We start from the raw sequence: 20,718 nt of genomic DNA, 5'->3' as shown, positions 1-20,718 counted from the left end.
AACGGCTGTCTGAAATTTCCAGGCAGCCGTTTTATTTTTGAAAATCAGGCTTTGTTGAGTTTTTTCAATGCTTTTATCAGGAATATGGAACTGATGGCTCCGGCCAGCAGGTCGGAGATAGGATTGGCAAACCATACTCCGTCGAGGTGATAAAATCGGGGAAGCAGGTATAGGATCGGTATCAGGATAATCACCTGGCGAAGCAGGGAGAGAAAAGCGGCGATGCCTGCCTTACCGATGGATTGATAGTAGCTGCCGATAATGATTTGAAAACCAACGACCGGAAAAAAGAGCGTAAATATCCGCAAGCCTTTCCGTCCGAGTTCGAATAGTTCCGGGTTATTGGTATTGAAAATCCGGACAATCTCTCCGGGCAATAGCTGTGTGAGTGCAAATCCGCCGAAGGAAATGAATGTGGCGGCATAGATACAGATGAGCAGGGTTTCTTTGACCCGTTTGTACTGCTCGGCTCCGAAGTTAAATCCGATGATGGGTTGTGATGCCATATTGATGGCTATGATGCTCATAACCAGCAATTGACCTACACTGTTGATGATGCCCATTGCTCCGACAGCCAGTTCTCCCCCGTAGCGGATCAATTGGGTGTTTAGCACGGCTTGCACGGCACTGGCCGCCATTTGCATGGAGAAGGGCGCGAAGCCGATGGTGATGATGTTGTATATGATGTGGCTGTTCAGACGCAGGTTACTGAAATGCAGTTTAAGGGTAGAGCGTTTGCTGTAGAAATGGGCTACTACCCATATACAGAGTACGAATTGGGAAATGATGGTGGCGATGGCGGCACCTTTTACCCCCATACCGAAACCGAAAATGAAAATCGGGTCGAGTACCGTGTTGGTACCGGCAGAAATAAAGAGGGAATACATCGCGGTTTTCGGATTGCCTTCGGCCCGGCAGGCATTGTTCAGGATAAATCCGATGTTGGCGAAGATATTGGCGAATAGGATGTATTCGAAATATTCCAGTGCATAGGGCATGGCTCCTTCTCCTGCTCCGAAAATTTTCAGCAGGGGATACCGGTATATGTATCCGAATAGGGTCAGCAGAATGGAAATGATTATACCCAATGTGACGGCATTTCCCAGAACCCATTCGGCGCGTTTGTAGTCTCTTTTTCCCATATTGATGGAAATGCGGACATTGGCTCCGATGGCGACGAGCATAGCGAAGGCAAAGATAATCAGCATCAGGGGAAAGACGGCACTGAGTCCGGAAAGAGCCAGAGCATCGACGCCGCGACCGATAAATATACGGTCGACGATGTTGTACAATGCGTTGACGAGTACTCCTGTAAAAGCCGGAAGAAAATATTTCCACAACAGGCGACGTATGCCCATTTCTTCCATTTCTTTTATGTTTTTTACCGCTCTGTCCATATTATGAGTTACGATACATTTATCTTTCCGGTGAGGATACAGGTTTTGCTGCCGACCGGTTAACGGGGCACCGGAATATATAGTAATTTTAAATTGTGTATATACTAACTTCGTATATAAAGTCGTTGATATCCATAAGATTTTACGGATCCGGAGGCTTTATTTAAGTTTTTGATTTACGGTAGATGACAGCAATTTTCGTTCCAATTGTGTATCGATCGTAAATAAAGAGGGCAACAGCCCTGAAAATATTTAAAGGGTCGCAACGCTAGTATTGTTCTTTTTCATTCGGGAAATCACCGCTTTTCACATCGGCAGCATAACGTCCGACGGCTTCGGTCATTTCGTCAAAAAGATTGAGGTAACGGCGTAAAAAACGGGGCGAAAATTCTTTGTTGATACCGAGCATGTCGTGGATGACCAGTACCTGTCCGTCTACTCCGTTACCGGCACCGATACCGATTATCGGAATGGATAATTCGCGGGCCACCTGTTCGGCCAGGGCTGCCGGTATTTTTTCAAGCACAATACCGAAGCAGCCTGCTTCTTCCAGTAAATGAGCGTCTTCGATCAGCTTCTGGGCTTCGGCCTGTTCTTTGGCCCGAACGGAATAGGTACCGAATTTATGGATACTTTGTGGGGTCAGTCCCAGGTGTCCCATAACCGGTATGCCGGCTGAAAGTATGCGTTTGATGGATTCGACAACTTCAATACCGCCTTCGAGCTTTACGGCATCGGCTGCCGTTTCTTTCATGATCCGGATGGCAGAACAAAGGGCTTCTTTGCTGTTGCCCTGGTAGCTGCCGAAAGGCATGTCGACGACGACCAGGGCCCTTTTTACACCTTTTACTACAGAGGCACCGTGGTAAATCATCTGGTCGAGGGTAATGGGCAGGGTCGTTTCGTTACCGGCCATTACATTGGAAGCCGAGTCGCCTACCAGAATGACATCTATTCCGGCAGCATCGACAATGCGTGCCATAGAATAATCATAGGCGGTGAGCATACTTATTTTTTCTCCCCTTTGTTTCATTTCGTATAAAACGTGGGTAGTTACAATTTTTGCTTTAGATTCTACTGACATAGCTGAAATTGTTTAACGATCGGATGATTTCTCCGGTCTTACTTTTGATTTGTTTTACTAAATCTTCCGATGATCGTTTGTGAACCGACTGTTTTCTGTCCGAGTCTGACCTCGATTTGTGTGCCGAGGGGCAGGAAGAGGTCGACACGGGATCCGAATTTGATAAATCCGGCGTGTTTATCCTGTCGGGAAATTTCACCTACAGGTGCATAGGATACAATCCGCCGGGCCATAGCTCCGGCTATCTGACGCATTAAGATTTCCTGTCCGTCACCGGTTTCGATGACAATGCTCGTCCGCTCGTTTTCAGTGGAAGACTTCGGCAGGTAGGCCGCTGCAAAGTTACCTTTGTGGTATTTGAAATATTTTACGATTCCGTTAACGGGAAACCAGTTGATATGTACATTGAAGATATTCATAAAAATGGATACCTGTAACCGGCGGTCTTTGAAATATTCCGGTTCTTCGGTTTCTTCGATCACTACGATTTTACCGTCGGCAGGGGCCAGTATCGTGTTGTCGTCAATAATGATATGCCTGTTCGGAAACCGGAAAAAGTTGATCGCCCAAAGGTAGAGTATGCAGGATATTCCCAATATGATATAGGTGACAATTGTGTTGTCGATAAAATAGAAGGTAATGCAATTCAAGATCACCAGAAAAGCCAATATCTTCAGTAATAAAGAGTAACCTGCTTTATGAAGTGTCATTTTTTTCTATTTAAGTGATTAATATACGGCTGACAAAGGTACTATAAAAAGTCAAAAGTCAAAAAGCCGGGGCAAAAAGAAACTTCGGTTCCGGTTATTTAATATACGAATTCCAGGTATACGAATATGGCCGGTATGACAAACAGAACTGCGTCAAAACGGTCGAGTATGCCGCCGTGACCGGGCATGATGTTTCCGGAATCTTTGATTTCGATACTTCTTTTGAACATGGATTCGAGTAAGTCTCCGAAAATACCGAATACAACGACAATAGCAGCTATGACCATATTGCTGTATATGGTTAGTCCTTCGATATAGGGCGCGATGAACAGGGCTGCCAGAATCGTACATATTCCGCCGCCTATCGCTCCTTCCCAGGATTTTTTGGGAGATATCCTCGGGAATAGTTTGTGTCGTCCGAATTGTGAGCCGAGCAGGAATGCGAAAGTATCGTTGAACCAGACGAGCAGAAAGGGAAAGAAGATGATCTCCGGACGCCATTCGTCATTGGTCATATAAGGCAGGTAGATCAACAGGGTAAAAGGCAGGCTCAAATAAAGCAAGCCGTAATAGGAGAAAGAAAGATTCTGAAAAGAGTTGCCTTTTTTACGGTATAATTCCCAGATACTCAATACAAAGGTGGCTATGAAGAAATAAAGATAACCGTCTCTGTTGCCCAGGTATTTGTGTAAGAATCCGGCTGTAAACAGAATGCTGCCGCAGATTAAAAGCATCGGTAGATTGATGTCGACATTCATTCGTCTGGCCATCATGGAAAACTCGCGTAATCCCAGTATGTTGATGATAAAAAACAAAACAAAAAAACAAAGCGGGTGCAGAAAAATGCAACCGGTCAGAATGACAACAAAAAATAAACCGCTGATAGCGCGTTTGACGAAATTACTCACAATGAATGGATTTTATGATTTCTTCGGCCTGATCTTTATGATCGCGGCTTACCATAACCTGTATGGTTCCGAATGTGTTATAAGAAGAATCTTTCTGATTCAGTATAACCGCTTCTACACCATTATCGCACAATACACTTTTTACTAATTCTGCTTTGTAAAGCTGATCCGTTTCGAAGATGGATATCCAATTGTTCATACGGTCGGGTATTTGTATAACCGGCGGCACAAAGTCACCGGTTATGTGTTATTGTTCTCCCTGTGGCTGTTCCGTTGCTTCTTCGCCGGAACCGTCTTTTTCATCTTCTTCGTCTTTCCAGGGACGTTTACCGAGTATACGCTCGAGGTCGTCGCTGAAAATAACTTCTCTTTCAATGAGTAACTCGGCCACCTCCCTGTGCTGTTCCAGATGGTCGGATAAGAGTTGTTTGGCACGGACATAGGCTGCTTCCACCATTTCTTTGACTTCGGCGTCGATCAATTCGGCTGTTTTTTCCGAATAGGGCTTGGTGAAACTGAAATCACTCTGTCCTGACGAATCGTAATAGCTCAGGTTGCCGATTTTATCGCTCATACCGAAGATGCTTACCATGGCGTAAGCTTGTTTCGTTGCTTTTTCCAGATCGTTTTGCGCTCCGGTAGAGATTTGTCCGAATACCAGTTCTTCGGCAGCCCGTCCTCCCAATACAGAACACATTTGGTCGAGTAATTGGGTTTTGGTGGTGATTTGCCTTTCCTGCGGTAAATACCAGGCAGCTCCCAAGGCTTTCCCTCTCGGAACAATTGTCACTTTGAGCAGGGGATGAGCATGTTCCAATAACCAGGATACCGTTGCGTGGCCGGCTTCGTGGTAGGCAATGGCCTTTCTTTCGCTGGATTTAATTACTTTGCTGCGGTTTTCCAAACCTCCGACAATACGGTCGATGGCATCCAGGAAATCTTGTTTTTCAACGGCATTTTTATTTTTACGGGCGGCAATCAGAGCGGCTTCATTGGCTACATTGGCAATGTCGGCACCCGAGAAGCCCGGCGTTTGCTTGGCCAGAAAATCGACGTCCACATCTTCTGCCAGTTTCAGCGGTTTCAGATGTACTTTAAATATCGCTTCGCGGTCTTTTAATTCGGGCAGGTCAACATAAATCTGGCGGTCGAACCGTCCGGCACGCAGCAATGCGCTGTCCAGAATGTCTGCCCGGTTGGTTGCTGCCAGAATGATAACCCCTGAATTGGTTTCGAAGCCATCCATTTCGGTAAGCAATTGGTTCAGCGTGTTTTCCCGTTCGTCGTTGGAACCCATATTGGGGTTTTTACCGCGGGCCCGGCCGATGGCATCAATTTCGTCGATGAAAATGATACACGGTGCTTTTTCTTTGGCTTGTTTGAAAAGGTCGCGTACACGGGATGCTCCTACACCGACGAACATTTCCACAAAGTCAGAACCTGACATGGAGAAAAAAGGTACGTTTGCCTCTCCTGCCATTGCTTTGGCCATCAATGTCTTTCCGGTTCCCGGAGGACCTACCAGTAAGGCTCCCTTCGGAATTTTTCCTCCTAACTTGGTATATTTGTCCGGACTTTTCAGGAAAGATACGATTTCTTCCACTTCCTGCTTGGCCTCTGCCAATCCGGCAACATCTTTAAAGGTAACTTTGATATTCGATTCTTTATCGAATAGTTTGGCCTGGGACTTGCCGACATTAAATATGCCTCCGCCGGGGCCACCGCTGCCTTTGCTCATCCGCCGGAAGAAAAACATCCAAATGAATACCAATAGAGCCAACGGGAAAAGGAAGGATAAAATATCTCCCCAACCGTCGTATTCTTTTTCATATTCTATGGTGGTGTTAGCCGCTCCCGGAATATCTTTCTGGGCTTCGGCTACATTTTTCTCGAATCCTTCCAGTGAACCGATCGCAAATGTGAATTGGGGACCGGGACTCGAGTTTTTGAATCCTTTGGATTTCAGTTGGGAATAATCCTCGATTTTATTCGGTTTTAGGAATACGTTCACCTGTCCCTTATTGGTGATGACAACGAATTTTTCGATGTCCCCCTTTTCCAGCATTTTGGTTTTTACTTCCTGCCAGTTGGTTTTCACCGGTTCGGTTTGCAGGTTGAGGAAATTAAACCCGACAATGATAAGTGCTATGATGAGATATAACCAATATCCTCCGACTTTCGGAGCTTTTATATTTTTTCCGCCGCCACCGACAGGGGGAAAATTGAAGTTCTCTTTATTGTTTTTTTTGTTCTCTGCCATATGTTTCAGTCGCTTCACAAACGGCCGGAATACCCGGCCTGTTTTATTACTTTTTTGTTTTTATTATTGTTCCGAGTTGTTGATTTCTTCTTTTATGCCGTCTCCCCAAAAGTCTTCCAGTTGATAATAATCCCGTTGTTCTTTCTGGAAAACATGTACAATGACATCCCCGTAATCGACAATGATCCATTGTGCTTGCTCCCGGCCTTCCGTGTGGAAAGGTTTCTCATGCAAATCTTCCTGAACTTTATCCTCTACGCCGTCTGCTAATGCGGATACATGGGTATTGGAGGTTCCATGACATATTACGAAGAAACTACAAAAACAGTTTTCAATCTTTCTTAAATCAATTTTTACAATTTGATGTCCTTTGTTTTCGTCCAGACTTTCTATTATTTTATTTACTAATTCTTCCGGTTTATTCATATAGTAAACGTCCCGTTTTTAAGGTTACAAATATATAATTTTTTATACTTAAAAGTAAAAACAAAGCGGCAAAAAGTGGGATATCTATAAAGTCTCTGCCTTCAGACTATCCTTTAGACAGATTATTACGGAATATTTTTTTGTCGGTTGCCTCTATCCGGGGGATAAAGTAAAGATCGCATAAACTTCGCTTGTTTTTTAGGGACAGACAATAACTTTTCAGGGCTTTTGCGACTATATTGCAAAAGAAAATCTAAATTTGTGTATCTAAAATAAATGATGATATGGAAAAATACAGACTTCCGATGGTTCCCGGCCCCGTGTCGGTACCACAGCAGATATTGGATGCCGCAGTCGTTAATTACGGATCGGCAGATTTAGAAAAAGAATATATCGATTTATATAAAGCAACCGAAAAAGCATTGCAAAAGATTATGCGTACCCGGAATTCGGTTGTGATACAGACGGGAGAAGGGATGCTTGCTTTATGGGGTGCATTGAAGAGTTGTTTACAACCGGGAGATAAAGTATTGGCTTTATCGACCGGGCTGTTCGGTTATGGAATCGGAGAAATGGCGGAGTCACTGGGATGTGAGGTGCGTACTGTCGGTTTTTCCTTCGATGAATCGATTACTGATTTTGAAACGGTAGAAAGGGCTATCCGGGAGTTCTGCCCGAAAATGATTACGATGGTACAAAGCGAGACTCCTAGCGGTACGCTGAATCCGGTCGGACGTATCGGGGATTTGAAAGAAAAGTACAATGTCCCGCTGTTGTATGTGGATGCGGTGTCCGGACTCGGTGGGAGTGTGGTCGAAACAGATAAATGGCATGTCGATTTGTGTTTGGGAGCTTCCCAGAAATGTTTGTCGGCGCCGGCGAATATGGCATTTTTATCCGTCAGTGAGCGGGCTTGGGAGATTATAGAGGAGACCGGCTATGTCGGTTACGATGCACTTATGCCTTTCCGGGAGGCTGTACGAAACCGGTATTTTCCTTATACGCCCTACTGGCATGGAACGGCACAGTTGCATGCCGCGTGCCGCCTGATATTGGATGAAGGATTGACCAGGGTAATCAACCGGCACGAAAAAGTGGCGGCTTATTGCCGGGAACGGGCTTTGCAGATGGGATTGACGTTGTTTCCTGCTGCGGATGCCATCCTGTCGCCCACAGTAACGGCTTTATATGTTCCGAAAGGTGTGTCCTGGAAAAAACTGGATGCAGCTTTAAGAGAGGAAGGACTTGTTGTGGGAGGAAACTACGGTTGTCTGGCAGGAAAAGTATTCCGGATCGGACATATGGGTGCCCAGGCTGATATGCAGCTGGTAAAGGAGGCGATGGATGTTTTGGAGAAAACTGTTTTGGATTTTTGATTTACGCTTGGGAGGGAACAGATCTACAGTGGTTTGGGGAAGCACGTTTCCGGAATTTGGAATTTTAGCTTTTACCGAACGTAAAAAGGGTGTGGTTGTGGTATTTTGAATGTAACAGTTCTAATTGTATTGACGTATTGTATGCTCGAATGGTTGGAGGCACATCAATTGTCCTGCTGGATTAAATCACTGACCGGAATAGAATGTCCGGGATGCGGTATGCAGAGGGCTTTGATCCTTTTGCTGAAAGGAGAATTATGGGCTTCGATTACCACCTATCCGGCATTATTGCCGTTGATGTTGTTTTTAATATTGGCTTTATTGAAAGTAACGGGAGTGAAAAAAATTACTTCCGGATGGATAAAAACTAGCGGATTTGTTTGTTTGGGAATAATTTTAATTTCATATTTGCTAAAATTAACAATCACTTGAGATATTTGGATGTTTGAAAGGGAAATGATTGATTCACAGTTTGATCGTTTTTGAATTTAAATCATAAATAACTTAATCTTATGGAAATTATTGATCAGAATAAAAAAGATTTACCGAATTCCACAGCCGTATTGGTATTGGGAATACTTTCATTGGTTTTCTGCTGGTGCTACGGAATTGTCGGATTGATTTTAGGAATTATTGCCGTGGCATTATCCGGAACGCCTCGCCGCTTGTATCAGGCTGATCCGGAGGCCTATACTCCGGTTTCATACAAGAATGTCAATGCAGGACGGATATGTGGTATTATCGGTATCTGTATTGCTGTGCTTGTTTTCTTTGTCGTTATTTTAGTGGTGTGTGGAATTATTGCGGCTGGAATTGGTGCAAGCTGCGGACTATAAATATTGACTCATTATGAACTACAGGTTTGAAATCAGTTTACCGAACAGTTCGGATTTCAGATGTGAGATTGCTATGGGTGGAAAGCAGACTTTTCAGCAATTTCACGATAAAATTATAGAAGTGTTGGGGTATGACGGGTCGCAAATGGCTTCGTTTTACACCTTGGACAGAATGGGCAACCGGGTGAAGGAAATTGCCCTTATGGATATGTCTACCGAAGATGAGGAAACGGATACGTTGGTTATGGACGTGACGGAGATACAGGAGATTGTCAATGCCAACTGTATTGAATTGGAGTATGTTTTCGATTTTTTCAATAATCGTTATTTCCGGGTAGAATACGCCGGGGAATATATCGCGGATTCTGCCGATGTGTTGCCGGTATGTATCTATTGTGATGGTGATATTCCGGAACAGATGGAGTTTGAAGGTGAGGAAAAATGGGGATTCGACAAACCGGAAGAAGAGTATGACGATAGTTTTATGGAAGAGTTTTCCAATGATTCGGACGATTATCGCGACGAGGATGACGAGTTCGGTCGTGATGATGATGAGTTTGAAGATGAAGGGAGATACGACGACCGGTATGAAAGTATAGACGACTATATCGATAAATTGTAATTCGGAAAAACACGGAGAGGTCGAAAGGCCAGAGGAGACCGGACGGTTTGCTTTGGTCTTCCGGCCTTTTTCGTTTAATAAGCTGGTATGGAAAAAACACTGATCGTATTGCTGGGGCCGACCGGGGTCGGAAAAACGGATTTGAGTATTGATTTGGCCCGGCATTTCGGGACTTCGATTCTGTCCTGTGATTCCAGGCAGATGTACAGGGAAATGCGGATCGGTACTGCGGTTCCGGAGAAAAAACAGCTGACAGCCGTACCTCATTTTTTTATACATACGCTGTCTGTGCACGACTATTATAATTCCTGGCAATTTGAGCAACAGGCTTTGGCAAAAATCCATGAATTACACCGGACAAGGGATGTCGTCCTGATGGTCGGCGGTTCGATGATGTATATCGATGCCGTGTGTAAAGGCATAGACGATATACCGACGATAGACCCGAAACTCCGGGAGGATTTGATGCAACGGTATGCAGAGGAAGGATTGGCTGCTATACAGACGATGTTGAAAAGCCTGGATCCGGTGTTTTATGAGGTTGTCGATTTGAATAATGCCAAACGGGTGCTGCATGCCGTGGAAGTATGTCTGATGGCGGGAAAACCCTATTCTTCGCTGCGTACCAACACCCCTAAAGACCGGGGATTCCGGATCATCAGGATCGGCTTGAACCGGGATAAACAGGAATTGTACGATCGGATTGATAAACGGGTGGACATGATGCTGGCGGAAGGCCTGGAAGAAGAAGCCCGGGCCCTTTTGCCGTACCGGAATCTGAATCCTTTGAATACGGTCGGATATAAGGAATTTTTCGATTATTTTGAAGGGGAAACAGACTATGACGAAGCGGTACGTCTGATCAAACGCAATTCGCGGCGGTATGCCAAAAAACAACTTTCCTGGTTCCGAAGGGACGCAGATATTTCCTGGTTTTATCCGGAAGAAAAAGAGCAGATACTGACATTTGTCGAAAGTAAAATTACACACTGGGACGGACTCATTGTGTAATTTTTGATCGGTGATTAATTGTCGGGATGTAAGGTTTATAAGGATTTGTAGTTCCGGATTCAGAAAGGGCGGGCGGGGAAAATCCGGTGTTTTCTTTTCGTTGTGTAATTACAGAATTTTTTCTTTAAAAACGTTAGATATTTTCACTTATTAATCTTAATTTCGTTGCCGAATAGCGGTAGTGACCGAGTAGTTGTAATTTAAAACTTATATAAGATGGCAGAGTTCAAGTATCAGGAGCCGTTTCCGATCGAAAAGGATACGACCGAGTATCGTTTGTTGACGAAAGATTATGTGAAAACCGTGGATTGTGACGGGCGGAAAATTTTGAAAATTGAAAAAGAAGGACTGGAATTATTAGCCCGTGAGGCGTATGCGGATGTTTCCTTTTATCTGCGTGCTTCTCATTTGCAGAAGCTGGCCGATATTTTAAAAGACCCGGAAGCCAGCGATAATGATAAATTTGTCGCTCATACGTTGTTATTGAATCAGGTTGTTTCTGCGGAAGGTCAGCTTCCTACTTGTCAGGATACGGGCACGGCAATTTGTATCGGTATGAAGGGTCAGGACGTATATACCGGATATAATGATGCAGAGGCTATCAGTAAAGGGGTTTTTGAAACTTACCGCGACCGTAATTTGCGTTATTCCCAGGTAGTGCCTTTTACGATGACGGAAGAGAAGAATACCGGGACGAATTTACCGGCACAAATCGATTTGTATGCTACCCAGGGGAATGCCTATAAATTTTTATTTATGACAAAAGGGGGAGGTTCTGCTAATAAAACTTTTTTGTATCAGCAGACCAAAGCCTTATTGAATGAAGAGACATTGACGAAGTTTATTGCGGAAAAAGTACTTGATCTCGGTACATCCGCATGTCCTCCTTATCATTTGGCAGTGGTTATCGGCGGTACATCCGCTGAAGCTTGTCTGGCTACGGTGAAAAAGGCATCTGCCGGATATTACGATCATTTGCCCACTTCCGGTAATGAGGGCGGACGTGCATTCCGGGATTTAGAATGGGAAGCAAGAATTCAGAAAATATGCCAGCAAAAAGGGATCGGCGCTCAATTCGGAGGTAAATATTGGGTACACGATGTCCGGGTGATCCGTTTGCTGCGTCATGCTGCATCCTGTCCGGTCGGTATTGGGGTAAGTTGTAGTGCAGACCGGAATATCAAGGCGAAGGTTACAGAAGACGGTATTTTCCTGGAACAATTGGAGAAGAATCCGGCCCGGTTTTTACCGGCTGAAACGCCGGCTTTGGCGCCTGCAGTAAATATCGATTTGGATCAGCCGATGGAAAATGTGTTGAAAGAACTGACTAAATATCCGGTTAAGACCCGTCTGAATTTGTCGGGTACGTTGATCGTTGCCCGGGATATCGCTCATGCACGTATCAAACAGATGATAGATGAAGGCAAGCCGATGCCCGAGTATTTTAAGAAACATCCGGTATATTATGCAGGACCGGCTAAAACGCCGCAAGGGATGCCTTCCGGTAGTTTCGGACCGACGACAGCCGGGCGAATGGATCCTTATGTAGATCTGTTCCAGTCTATGGGCGGTTCTATGATTATGGTAGCCAAAGGCAACCGTTCGAAAGCCGTTACCGATGCCTGTCAGAAGCACGGAGGTTTCTATCTGGGTTCTATCGGTGGTCCGGCAGCTATTTTGGCTAAAAACAGCATTAAGTCTGTAGAGGTGGTTGATTTCGAAGAATTGGGTATGGAAGCCGTACGTAAGATCCGGGTGGAAAATTTCCCGGCTTTTATTATCGTCGACGATAAAGGCAACGATTTTTTTGCCGAATGGGCACATTAATCGAAGCTTAATTGAATAAGAGGGCCTGGCTATATATCTAGTCAGGCTCTTTTTTATTCAGGAGTATCGGATTTTTGTCCGTGAGTGAATTTATTCCTTCTGTAACGGGCTGATGCCGGAACAAAATCAGTCCCTTTCCGTACATATGCGCATATAGAACAACACATCGTCGAATCGTACCGGATAATGAAAGGCGCTTTATTTGCATTAGCTACAGTATTGACATGGGCACTGATGGGGGTGGTCAATCGCTATTGCGTATCGAAGTACGGTATTAATGTGCTTGTGTTTACGTCTTTTCTTATTTTTTCGGGAGGTGTGGCTTTGCTCTTGATCCGGGAACGGGTAAATCCGGAAAATTGGAAGAGCGGAGTGCATTATTCCTGGCTCTATACAACGATGCAGATGACCAAGAGTTTTTTTATGATTTCGACCTATTTATACATCACGACGACGGAAACGAGTTTGTTGATTAATATAGAGGTTGTGCTTACTTATCTGATGGCTTATCTGTTTTTTAAACGGGTTCCTCACAAACGGGAATATTGGGGGATTGCTGTAATTCTTATCGGTTTTTTACTGTTGATTTATTCTTTACCGACAGCTGTGAGAATCCCGACGGCTGTATTGATATTGCTTGCAGCCACTGCGAGTTGTATCCGTTCTATCGTTGTGGAACAGACTTCCCGTAAAAGTCCGGAAACCACCGTTCGTCAAAAATGCGGTATTTCCGGATATACGATGTTTGTCGGGGGTACGGTTCTTATTGTTTTCTTTTTCGGGATCGCAGGTATCACTTTTTTGTTCGGAGAGAGTTTACCGAAACTGTTCTTTTTTTTGAATTATTTGCCTCAAATGACGGAAATGCTGAATCCTGAAACCGTAATCAGCGGTTGTTTAGCCGGTTTTTTTCTGAACTCCGCTTCGGTTTATTGGTTTTATGCTGCATTAAAGTGGACAAAGTCAGAAACCTTTATGGCATTTCGTGTATTTCAACCTATCCTGACTTATACTTTGGAGTTGTTGGCGGCTCTTTTTTACGCTGCGATGAAACCGGAATTGAGCACAAAAGATTTTTTTATCGGCGGTATTATTTTGCTGGGCTCAGTTTTGATTCTTATCGTACCTTCCAAAACGACCCGCTCCGAGATTTCCAAAAATTTTATCACCGAGTAGTGTTAATAATTTTTTTAATAAATGTGGTTATTAATATTAAATCTTTTGTATTTTTACGAGAAAATATGAAGGAGACTTTGATTTTAGATTGGGCCCGTAGGTTATGCAGATTCCGCAACTTGATTTTTAGATTGACCTATAAGTTTGATTACGATTGGTGTTTGGGGTGCTTTGTATAGGTTTTTGTTTTCGTGTTTTTGCATGGAGGTTGGAAGGTTTTTGAGGTAAAAATTACACAATGAGTCCGTCCCAGTGTGTAATTTTGAATTGTGATTCAATAAATCGGCAACCGTTTTATCAGATAATCTGAAATCTATAATCGTGTAATCTACAATCTACAATCTAAAATCTACAATCTCTCTATATACATTCTGACATGTGGTGTTTTAAGAAGTTTGTTTTTTTGTGTTTATGGATGGGCTGGGGTACTGTTTGTCCGGCCGCGTTTTTTCCGGAATTGTCCGGCCGTGTTATTTCCGAAGGGCGCGGCGTGGAGGGCGTGGCTGTAACCGACGGTTATACGGTGGTGAGGACGGATGCCCGGGGGAGATACCGGCTGCCGGGGAATACAGCGGCAGAGTTTGTATATATCACTTTGCCTGCCGGTTATGAAGTACCGTTGCAGGATGAAGTACCCTGTTTTTTCCGGCGGATTAACAAGGCTGCAAAGAAACAGAAGTTTGATTTTTACCTGCAAAAAAGCGGTAGGAACGATGACAGGCATGTTGTGGTGGTGGCTGCCGACCCGCAGGTGTATTTCGATGAAGAGCTTCCGGCTTTGCAAAAGATTGCAGATGATATGCAGAGTTGGGTGGCCGGTAAATACGGGGAAATACCGGTTTATGGGATGGTAGCGGGGGATGTGATCGGGGATATACAGCGGAATCCGGGATGTTTCGGGGCGGTGAAACATATTCTGTATCATACGCAGATTCCTTTTTTCTATGCTGCCGGTAATCACGATCTGGACAGGGGAGGACGTTCGAATGAGCGTTCCAGGACGATGTATGCCGCTCATTTCGGTCCGGCCTACTATTCTTTTAACCGGGGCAGAGTACATTATATTGTTTTGGACGGGGTGTTTGCTTTGGGAAAGGATTATTTATATACCGGTTATCTGGCTGAAAGGCAATTGGAATGGTTGGAACAGGATCTGGCATTGGTTCCGGAAGGTTCGCCGGTGGTGGTATTGACCCATATTCCGACTTATTCCCGGGAGGCCCGGAGTGGAAATTATGCGAAAGAACGGACTTCACAGGTGATTAACAATCGTGCTCATTTGTACGATTTGTTGAAGTCTTATCGGGTACAGATATTATCGGGACATACCCATTATCATGAAAATTATGTGATAGCGGATAATTTGTACGAGCATGTACATGCCTCTCTCTGCGGTCTGTTTTGGCAGGCACCGTGGTGTGGTGACGGTACCCCCATCGGTTATACGGTGTATGAAATGGACGGAGACAGCATTTCCTGGTATTTCAAGCCGGTTGGAGATGACCGTTCTTATCAGTTCAGGGCATATGCCGCCGGAGAAAATGATTTGAAACCGGAAGCATTGACTGTAAATGTGTGGAATTATGACCCGTCCTGGAAGATATATTGGTATGAGGACGGGGAGAGAATGGGGGAGATGGAACGTTATACCGGTATTGATCCGGTTATCGACAGCTATGTTGTGTCTCACCGGAAGAGTTTTAAATACGATTATATCGGGGCTGAACCGACGGAACATCTGTTTTTTGCGATTCCCCGTTCTGCCGGAGCAGTGATCAGGGTGGAGGCGACCGACCGTTTCGGAAATGTATATTCCGGTACACCCCGGAAGGTAGAGGAATGGCTCAACGATCAGTCCGTTCGATAGCTTTTATCCTTTTCAGCAGCGAGGGGTGGGAATAATATACGAATTCATACCAGGGATGAGGAGTGAGGTTGCTCAGGGATTTTACCGATATTTTTTTCAATCCGCTGACGAGTGCTTCTCCTTCGTTATGCCGGGTTGCGAATGCGTCTGCTTCGTATTCATTTTTCCGGGACCAGATATTCATGCATATTCCCAATAACATACTGACCGGACTGTACAGGATAGCGAAGGTAACCAGACCCAGCTGGAAATAGGCCCGATCGCTCCCCAGTGCTTCTGAAAAAGCCTGTATATTAACCAGTAAGGAGAATAGCCACAACATGAAACCGGTTTGCAGAATGGAGGCGGACATGAATTTCAGGGTGTGTTTTTTGCGGTAATGTCCGATTTCGTGTGCCAGTACCGCTACAATTTCTTCTTCTGTCAGATCTTGTAACAGGGTGTCGTAGAGGACGATCCGTTTTTCCGCCCCCAATCCGGTAAAATAGGCATTGGCTTTTGTCGATCGCTTCGATCCGTCGATTACATAGATATTTTTCAACCGGAAACCGGTCCGGGATGCGAATGCCTCGATCTTATCCCGCAGACTGCCGGCTTGCAGCGGGGATTGTTTGTTGAATAAAGGAACAATCAGGCGGGAATAGAACATGGCCATGAATATTGAGAATAAGCTGATCAATACCCAGGCATATATCCAGAACCGGCTTCCTGTCCATAAATAAAAGCCGACGACGGCGGATAAAATGAGTCCACCGATGATCAATGAGAGAAATACCCCTTTTACCGCATCCGTTATCCAGGTGTTGAGCGTCGATTTATTAAAACCGTATTTTTCTTCTATCCGGAATGTGGCATACCAACTGAACGGCATTTCCAACAGGGTGGATACCACAGACAAGCCCAGCATAAAGAACAGGGTTTGCCAGAGGATGCTGTCGGTGCGGCTTACAATCCAGTCGTTGTACAGGCCGAAACCTCCGGCTGCCAGAAACAGGACGGTTACGGTAAAAGAAAAAGCGGAACTGATCAGGCCGAACCGGTTGTTTTCTTTTTTATAGGATTGAAACCGTTTGTATTCTTTTTCGTCGTAAATACCTTTTAATTTCTCCGGTAGGACGGGTGACATCGCCCGTATATTCAATCCTTCTAAAAATCTTTCGAAGATAAAGTCTGCACATAAAAACAGCAGGATGATGATATATATTGTTTCACTATTCATAGGTTCGTTGTAAATTTTAAATTTATGATTTCAGACTGTAGATTAGCCGATAAAATAATTCGTTGTCGGATTTATTTGACCATACCTCAAAATTACACAATGAGTCCGTCCCAGTGTGTAATTTTGAGCAATTGTAAATCATAAATTTAAAATGCGTTGTCGGTATTGTTTTTGCAACAAAGGCATTGCAAAGGTAATAAAAGCCGGAAAATAGAGGTAAAGAAAAGTTTTGAATTTTGGGATTGGCAGATGGATAACGGAGGGAAAAATGTTGTAGTTTTGTTTCGGTTAAAAACAGATTTGTGAATTTCCGGTCCTTTTGCGGATACGGATTTACGGAACAGCTAAGACGAAGTAGTTATGAAAGCGATTATTATTACCATCGGTGATGAAATTTTACTGGGTCAGATTCTGGATACGAATTCCAGGTTTATTGCGGGACATCTGACATTGGCCGGGATCGAGGTTACAGAGATGCGTTCTGTCGCCGATAGGCGGGACGAGATTTACGAAGCCGTGGACTATGCCATGAATGAGGCAGAGCTGGTGATTGTGACCGGAGGGTTGGGACCGACGAAGGATGATGTAACGAAAAAGGTGCTGGCGGAGTATTTCGGTTCTAAGCTGACGTTAAATCCGGAAGTTATGGTGTGGTTGGAGGAATTGTTACGGGGCCGGGGAATTGCTTTGAATGAGAACAATAAAAGTCAGGCGGTATTGCCGGACAATTGCCGGGTTCTGCGGAATTTTAAGGGAACCGCTTCCGGTATGTGGTTCGAGCGGGGATGGAAGTCTTTGATTTCTTTGCCCGGTGTCCCTTTTGAAATGGAGCATCTGATGGAAACGTATGTACTTCCGGAGTTGAAAAGGAGATATCCGCATTTGCAGTTGGCTTACCGGATGTTGCAGGTGTACGATATTCCGGAATCGGAATTGGCCGAACGGCTGAGCAGTTGGGAGGAGGCTTTGCCGGAAGGCCTGGGATTGGCTTACCTGCCTTCTCCCGGTTTGGTTAAGCTGCGGATTACGGCTAAAGGGAAAGCGGTCGAAAAGCTGGAAGCGTATTATGAAACGTTGAAGGAAAGTCTTACCGGTTTGTACTATACCGAGGGGGAAGCGGATTCTGTGGAAAAGCAGTTCGGGGAGTGTCTGCGCAAAAGGAATCTGACGGTTGCTACGGCAGAGAGCTGTACGGGGGGATATATAGCTCATCTGATTACTTCTGTAGCGGGGAGTTCGGATTATTTCAAAGGGAGCGTAGTTGCGTATGCCAATGAGGTGAAAAATAAGGTGTTAGGGGTGGATATGAACGATATAGAGCGATATGGGGCCGTAAGCGGGGAAGTTGTGAAACAGATGGCGGAGGGAGTAAAGCGGGTGATGGGTGCGGACTATGCCGTTGCGACCTCCGGAGTTGCCGGGCCTGCCGGGGGAACACCGGAGAAACCGGTAGGTACGGTTTGGATCGGCGTGGCTACTCCTTGTAAAACGTTTGCCCGGAAGTTTGTATTTTCTTTTACCCGGGAGCGCAATATTGCCAAGACTGCGGTAAAAGCACTGGAGTTGATTGCAGAGGCCGTGCAGGAGGAAGCCTGAAAATAAATCAGTGCGACTGTCATCCTGTCAGTATTTTCCGAATGGCACAACAATTGCCTGTTGAATAGCGTAAATCAGAAAAATAACTAATCATTAAAATATATACGCTATGACAACAGGCAAAATTGGTGTTTCAACAACTGATTTGTTTCCGATTATCAAAAAGTTTCTTTATTCGGATCATGATATTTTTTTACGTGAGATCGTTTCGAATGCCGTAGACGCTACTCAAAAGCTGAAGGTTCTGGCTTCCTCGGGTGAGTTTAAAGACGAGCTGGGAGAATTGAAGGTACGGGTGAAGGCTGACAAAGAGGCAGGCACGCTGACGATTTCGGACAACGGGATCGGTATGACCCGTGAAGAAGTGGAAAAATACATCAATCAGATTGCTTTTTCGGGTGCCGAAGAATTTCTGGAAAAACACAAGGACGATGCGGCAACCATTATCGGGCATTTCGGTTTGGGATTTTATTCTTCGTTTATGGTCAGCGATGAAGTGGAGATCGTAACGAAATCTTATCGGGAAGGTGCGCAGGCAGTCAGATGGACCTGTAAGGGGGATCCGGAATATACCCTGGACGATACGGAAAAGGCCGAACGGGGAACGGATATCATTATGCACATCAACGACGATGATAAAGAATTTCTGGAAGAAGGTAAAATCAGCGAATTGTTGAATAAGTACTGTAAGTTTTTACCTGTAGAAATTGTTTTCGGGAAGAAGAAGGAATGGAAGGACGGGAAATATGAAGAGACTGATGCCGACAATGTGATCAACGATGTTAATCCGGCTTGGACACGTAAACCTTCCGAACTGACGGAAGAAGATTATCAGAAGTTTTACCGTCAGTTGTATCCGATGGCAGAAGATCCTCTGTTTCACATCCATTTGAATGTGGATTATCCTTTTAATCTGACCGGTATACTGTATTTCCCGAAAATCAGTAATAAGTTTGAGATTCAGAAAAATAAGATTCAGCTATACAGCAATCAGGTGTATGTTACGGATTCCGTAGAAGGGATTGTACCCGAATACCTGACTTTATTGCATGGGGTGATCGATTCGCCGGATATTCCGTTGAATGTTTCCCGTTCGTATTTGCAGAGCGACCGCAATGTGAAGAAGATATCCAACCACATAACGAAGAAGGTGGCAGACAGCCTGAGCGATATTTTCAAAAACAACCGGGAAGATTACGAAAAGAAATGGGATGACCTGAAAATATTCATTCAGTATGGAATGCTGACCGATGAAAAATTTGCGGAGAGAGCCCAGGAAATTTATTTGTTCAAAAACACCGACGGAAAATATTTTACTTTTGAAGAGTATGATACTCTGATAAAAGAAAATCAGACGGATAAGGATAAGAATATCGTTTCCCTCTATGCTACAGATGCTACCGAGCAGTTCAGTTATATCGAGAAGGCGAAAGCCAAAGGATACGATGTGTTGTTGATGGACGGACAGTTGGATACCCACTTTATCAATCATCTGGAGCAGAAACATGCCGACCACAAATATTTTAGGGTGGATTCGGATGTTGTAGAGAAACTGATTCAGAAGGAAGAAACCCGTAAGAGCGATCTTTCTGAAGCGGAACAGGATGAGTTGCGTCCGGTATTTTCTTCACAATTACCCAAGGATAACGGCATGTTTATGGTCAGCTTCGAGGCTTTGGGAGAAGGCAGCGATCCGGTTGTCGTGACCCGTTCGGAGTTTATGCGCCGTATGAAAGAAATGGCTGCCATGAATCCGGGAATGAATTTTTACGGGGCAATGGGCGACCAGTATACTTTGGTTGTAAATACCGATCATAAGCTGGTGAAAACCGTTTTGGAGGATGAGAAAAAATCGATGGATGCCAAACTGGCTCCGATTAATTTCGAAATTAAGGAGAATGAAGGGAAGAAAACGGAACTGGACGAATTGAATAAGGGTAAAAAAGACGAGGAAGTACCACAAGTCGATAAAGATCGCCTGAAAGAGTATTCCGAGCAGATCGATAAACTGAAAAAGCAGAAAGAAACCTTGTTGGAGGAATACGGCAAGGAGAATAAGATCGTAGGGCAGTTGATTGATTTGGCTTTACTGGCAAACGGTTTACTGAAAGGAGAAGCTTTGAATAGGTTTGTGAAGAGGAGTGTCGATTTGATCCGGTAATATTCCGGGAAGGCTCATAAAATAAGTATCGTCCGGAAAGTCGTCGTCATAACGTTGGCTTTCCGGATATTTTTTATATTCGTTGCCTGTTTGAAAAAACAGATGCCGGATAATTATAGGATTCTAACAAAAATTGATTACTTTCGTTAAATCAAGGGAAAGAGAAAACGGCCTGGGTTTACGGACTTCAATTTTACGTTCCGGTTTTTCTTTTGTCGTTTTTTTGAGTTGCAGGTTATTGT

General features: G+C 44.5%; 18 protein-coding genes. 10 read left to right on the top strand and 8 right to left on the bottom strand.

Going from position 1 to position 20,718, the window contains the following annotated elements:
• Nucleotides 1-44: 44 nt before the first annotated feature.
• The 7 genes from DD657_RS04785 to rsfS form a co-directional block, all read right to left on the bottom strand.
• A complete protein-coding gene (locus DD657_RS04785; RefSeq protein WP_021988570.1) occupies nt 45-1,397 on the bottom strand; it encodes an MATE family efflux transporter in 1,353 nt (450 codons plus the stop codon).
• 268 nt (nt 1,398-1,665) lie between these two features.
• Entirely contained in the window at nt 1,666-2,481 is an 816-nt protein-coding gene (gene panB / locus DD657_RS04780) for a 3-methyl-2-oxobutanoate hydroxymethyltransferase (RefSeq protein ID WP_068689216.1), read from the bottom strand.
• Between the two features lie 38 nt (nt 2,482-2,519).
• On the bottom strand, nt 2,520-3,191 hold the full coding sequence (locus DD657_RS04775) for a phosphatidylserine decarboxylase family protein (RefSeq protein ID WP_021988572.1): 672 nt from the start codon (nt 3,189-3,191) through the stop codon (nt 2,520-2,522).
• A gap of 98 nt (nt 3,192-3,289) precedes the next feature.
• Nucleotides 3,290-4,099, bottom strand: a complete 810-nt coding sequence (locus DD657_RS04770; protein WP_287048748.1) for a phosphatidate cytidylyltransferase — start codon at nt 4,097-4,099, stop codon at nt 3,290-3,292.
• Nucleotides 4,092-4,298, bottom strand: a complete 207-nt coding sequence (locus tag DD657_RS04765; RefSeq protein WP_118773981.1) for a putative signal transducing protein — start codon at nt 4,296-4,298, stop codon at nt 4,092-4,094. Before DD657_RS04765 ends, DD657_RS04770 begins: the two co-directional genes overlap by 8 nt.
• Before the next feature lie 48 nt (nt 4,299-4,346).
• On the bottom strand, nt 4,347-6,359 hold the full coding sequence (gene ftsH, locus DD657_RS04760; RefSeq protein ID WP_068689220.1) for an ATP-dependent zinc metalloprotease FtsH: 2,013 nt from the start codon (nt 6,357-6,359) through the stop codon (nt 4,347-4,349).
• 63 nt (nt 6,360-6,422) lie between these two features.
• Entirely contained in the window at nt 6,423-6,785 is a 363-nt protein-coding gene (gene rsfS / locus DD657_RS04755) for a ribosome silencing factor (protein ID WP_021988576.1), read from the bottom strand.
• 284 nt (nt 6,786-7,069) lie between these two features.
• On the opposite strand from rsfS, the gene DD657_RS04750 reads away from it, so the two are divergent.
• The 8 genes from DD657_RS04750 to DD657_RS04715 all read left to right on the top strand — a co-directional run bounded on the left by DD657_RS04750 (nt 7,070) and on the right by DD657_RS04715 (nt 15,500).
• Nucleotides 7,070-8,161 (top strand): pyridoxal-phosphate-dependent aminotransferase family protein, encoded by a 1,092-nt coding sequence (locus tag DD657_RS04750; protein ID WP_021988577.1) that lies wholly within the window; start codon nt 7,070-7,072, stop codon nt 8,159-8,161.
• Nucleotides 8,162-8,302: 141 nt separating this feature from the next.
• The gene (locus DD657_RS04745) at nt 8,303-8,593 is read left to right on the top strand and encodes a DUF2752 domain-containing protein (protein WP_021988578.1); all 291 of its coding nucleotides are present in this window, start codon (nt 8,303-8,305) and stop codon (nt 8,591-8,593) included.
• Between the two features lie 80 nt (nt 8,594-8,673).
• A complete protein-coding gene (locus tag DD657_RS04740) occupies nt 8,674-8,997 on the top strand; it encodes a CCC motif membrane protein (RefSeq protein WP_118773969.1) in 324 nt (107 codons plus the stop codon).
• Between the two features lie 13 nt (nt 8,998-9,010).
• Entirely contained in the window at nt 9,011-9,619 is a 609-nt protein-coding gene (locus tag DD657_RS04735; RefSeq protein WP_287048742.1) for an IS1096 element passenger TnpR family protein, read from the top strand.
• Between the two features lie 87 nt (nt 9,620-9,706).
• Nucleotides 9,707-10,630, top strand: a complete 924-nt coding sequence (gene miaA / locus DD657_RS04730; protein ID WP_287048740.1) for a tRNA (adenosine(37)-N6)-dimethylallyltransferase MiaA — start codon at nt 9,707-9,709, stop codon at nt 10,628-10,630.
• A gap of 216 nt (nt 10,631-10,846) precedes the next feature.
• Nucleotides 10,847-12,457 (top strand): fumarate hydratase, encoded by a 1,611-nt coding sequence (locus DD657_RS04725; protein WP_287048738.1) that lies wholly within the window; start codon nt 10,847-10,849, stop codon nt 12,455-12,457.
• Between the two features lie 186 nt (nt 12,458-12,643).
• Nucleotides 12,644-13,633 carry an EamA family transporter gene (locus DD657_RS04720; RefSeq protein ID WP_068689226.1) on the top strand — a complete coding sequence of 330 codons (990 nt, stop codon included), beginning with the start codon at nt 12,644-12,646 and terminating at the stop codon, nt 13,631-13,633.
• A gap of 376 nt (nt 13,634-14,009) precedes the next feature.
• Nucleotides 14,010-15,500 (top strand): calcineurin-like phosphoesterase C-terminal domain-containing protein, encoded by a 1,491-nt coding sequence (locus DD657_RS04715; protein ID WP_287048736.1) that lies wholly within the window; start codon nt 14,010-14,012, stop codon nt 15,498-15,500.
• Here the strand turns inward: DD657_RS04715 and DD657_RS04710 are convergent.
• Entirely contained in the window at nt 15,478-16,719 is a 1,242-nt protein-coding gene (locus DD657_RS04710) for a M48 family metallopeptidase (protein WP_287048734.1), read from the bottom strand. The two genes, DD657_RS04715 and DD657_RS04710, sit on opposite strands and share 23 nt — an antisense overlap.
• A gap of 360 nt (nt 16,720-17,079) precedes the next feature.
• Between DD657_RS04710 and DD657_RS04705 the strand changes: the two genes are divergently transcribed.
• Nucleotides 17,080-18,315, top strand: a complete 1,236-nt coding sequence (locus tag DD657_RS04705) for a competence/damage-inducible protein A (RefSeq protein ID WP_287048732.1) — start codon at nt 17,080-17,082, stop codon at nt 18,313-18,315.
• Between the two features lie 109 nt (nt 18,316-18,424).
• Entirely contained in the window at nt 18,425-20,476 is a 2,052-nt protein-coding gene (gene htpG, locus DD657_RS04700; protein ID WP_118773973.1) for a molecular chaperone HtpG, read from the top strand.
• Nucleotides 20,477-20,718: the final 242 nt, after the last annotated feature.

Origin of the sequence: Culturomica sp. (assembly GCF_003524185.1) — a bacterium.
GTDB lineage: Bacteria > Bacteroidota > Bacteroidia > Bacteroidales > Marinifilaceae > Culturomica > Culturomica massiliensis.
The sequence above is the reverse complement of the archived record's forward strand: the minus strand, read 5'-3'. Positions and strand labels throughout refer to the sequence as shown.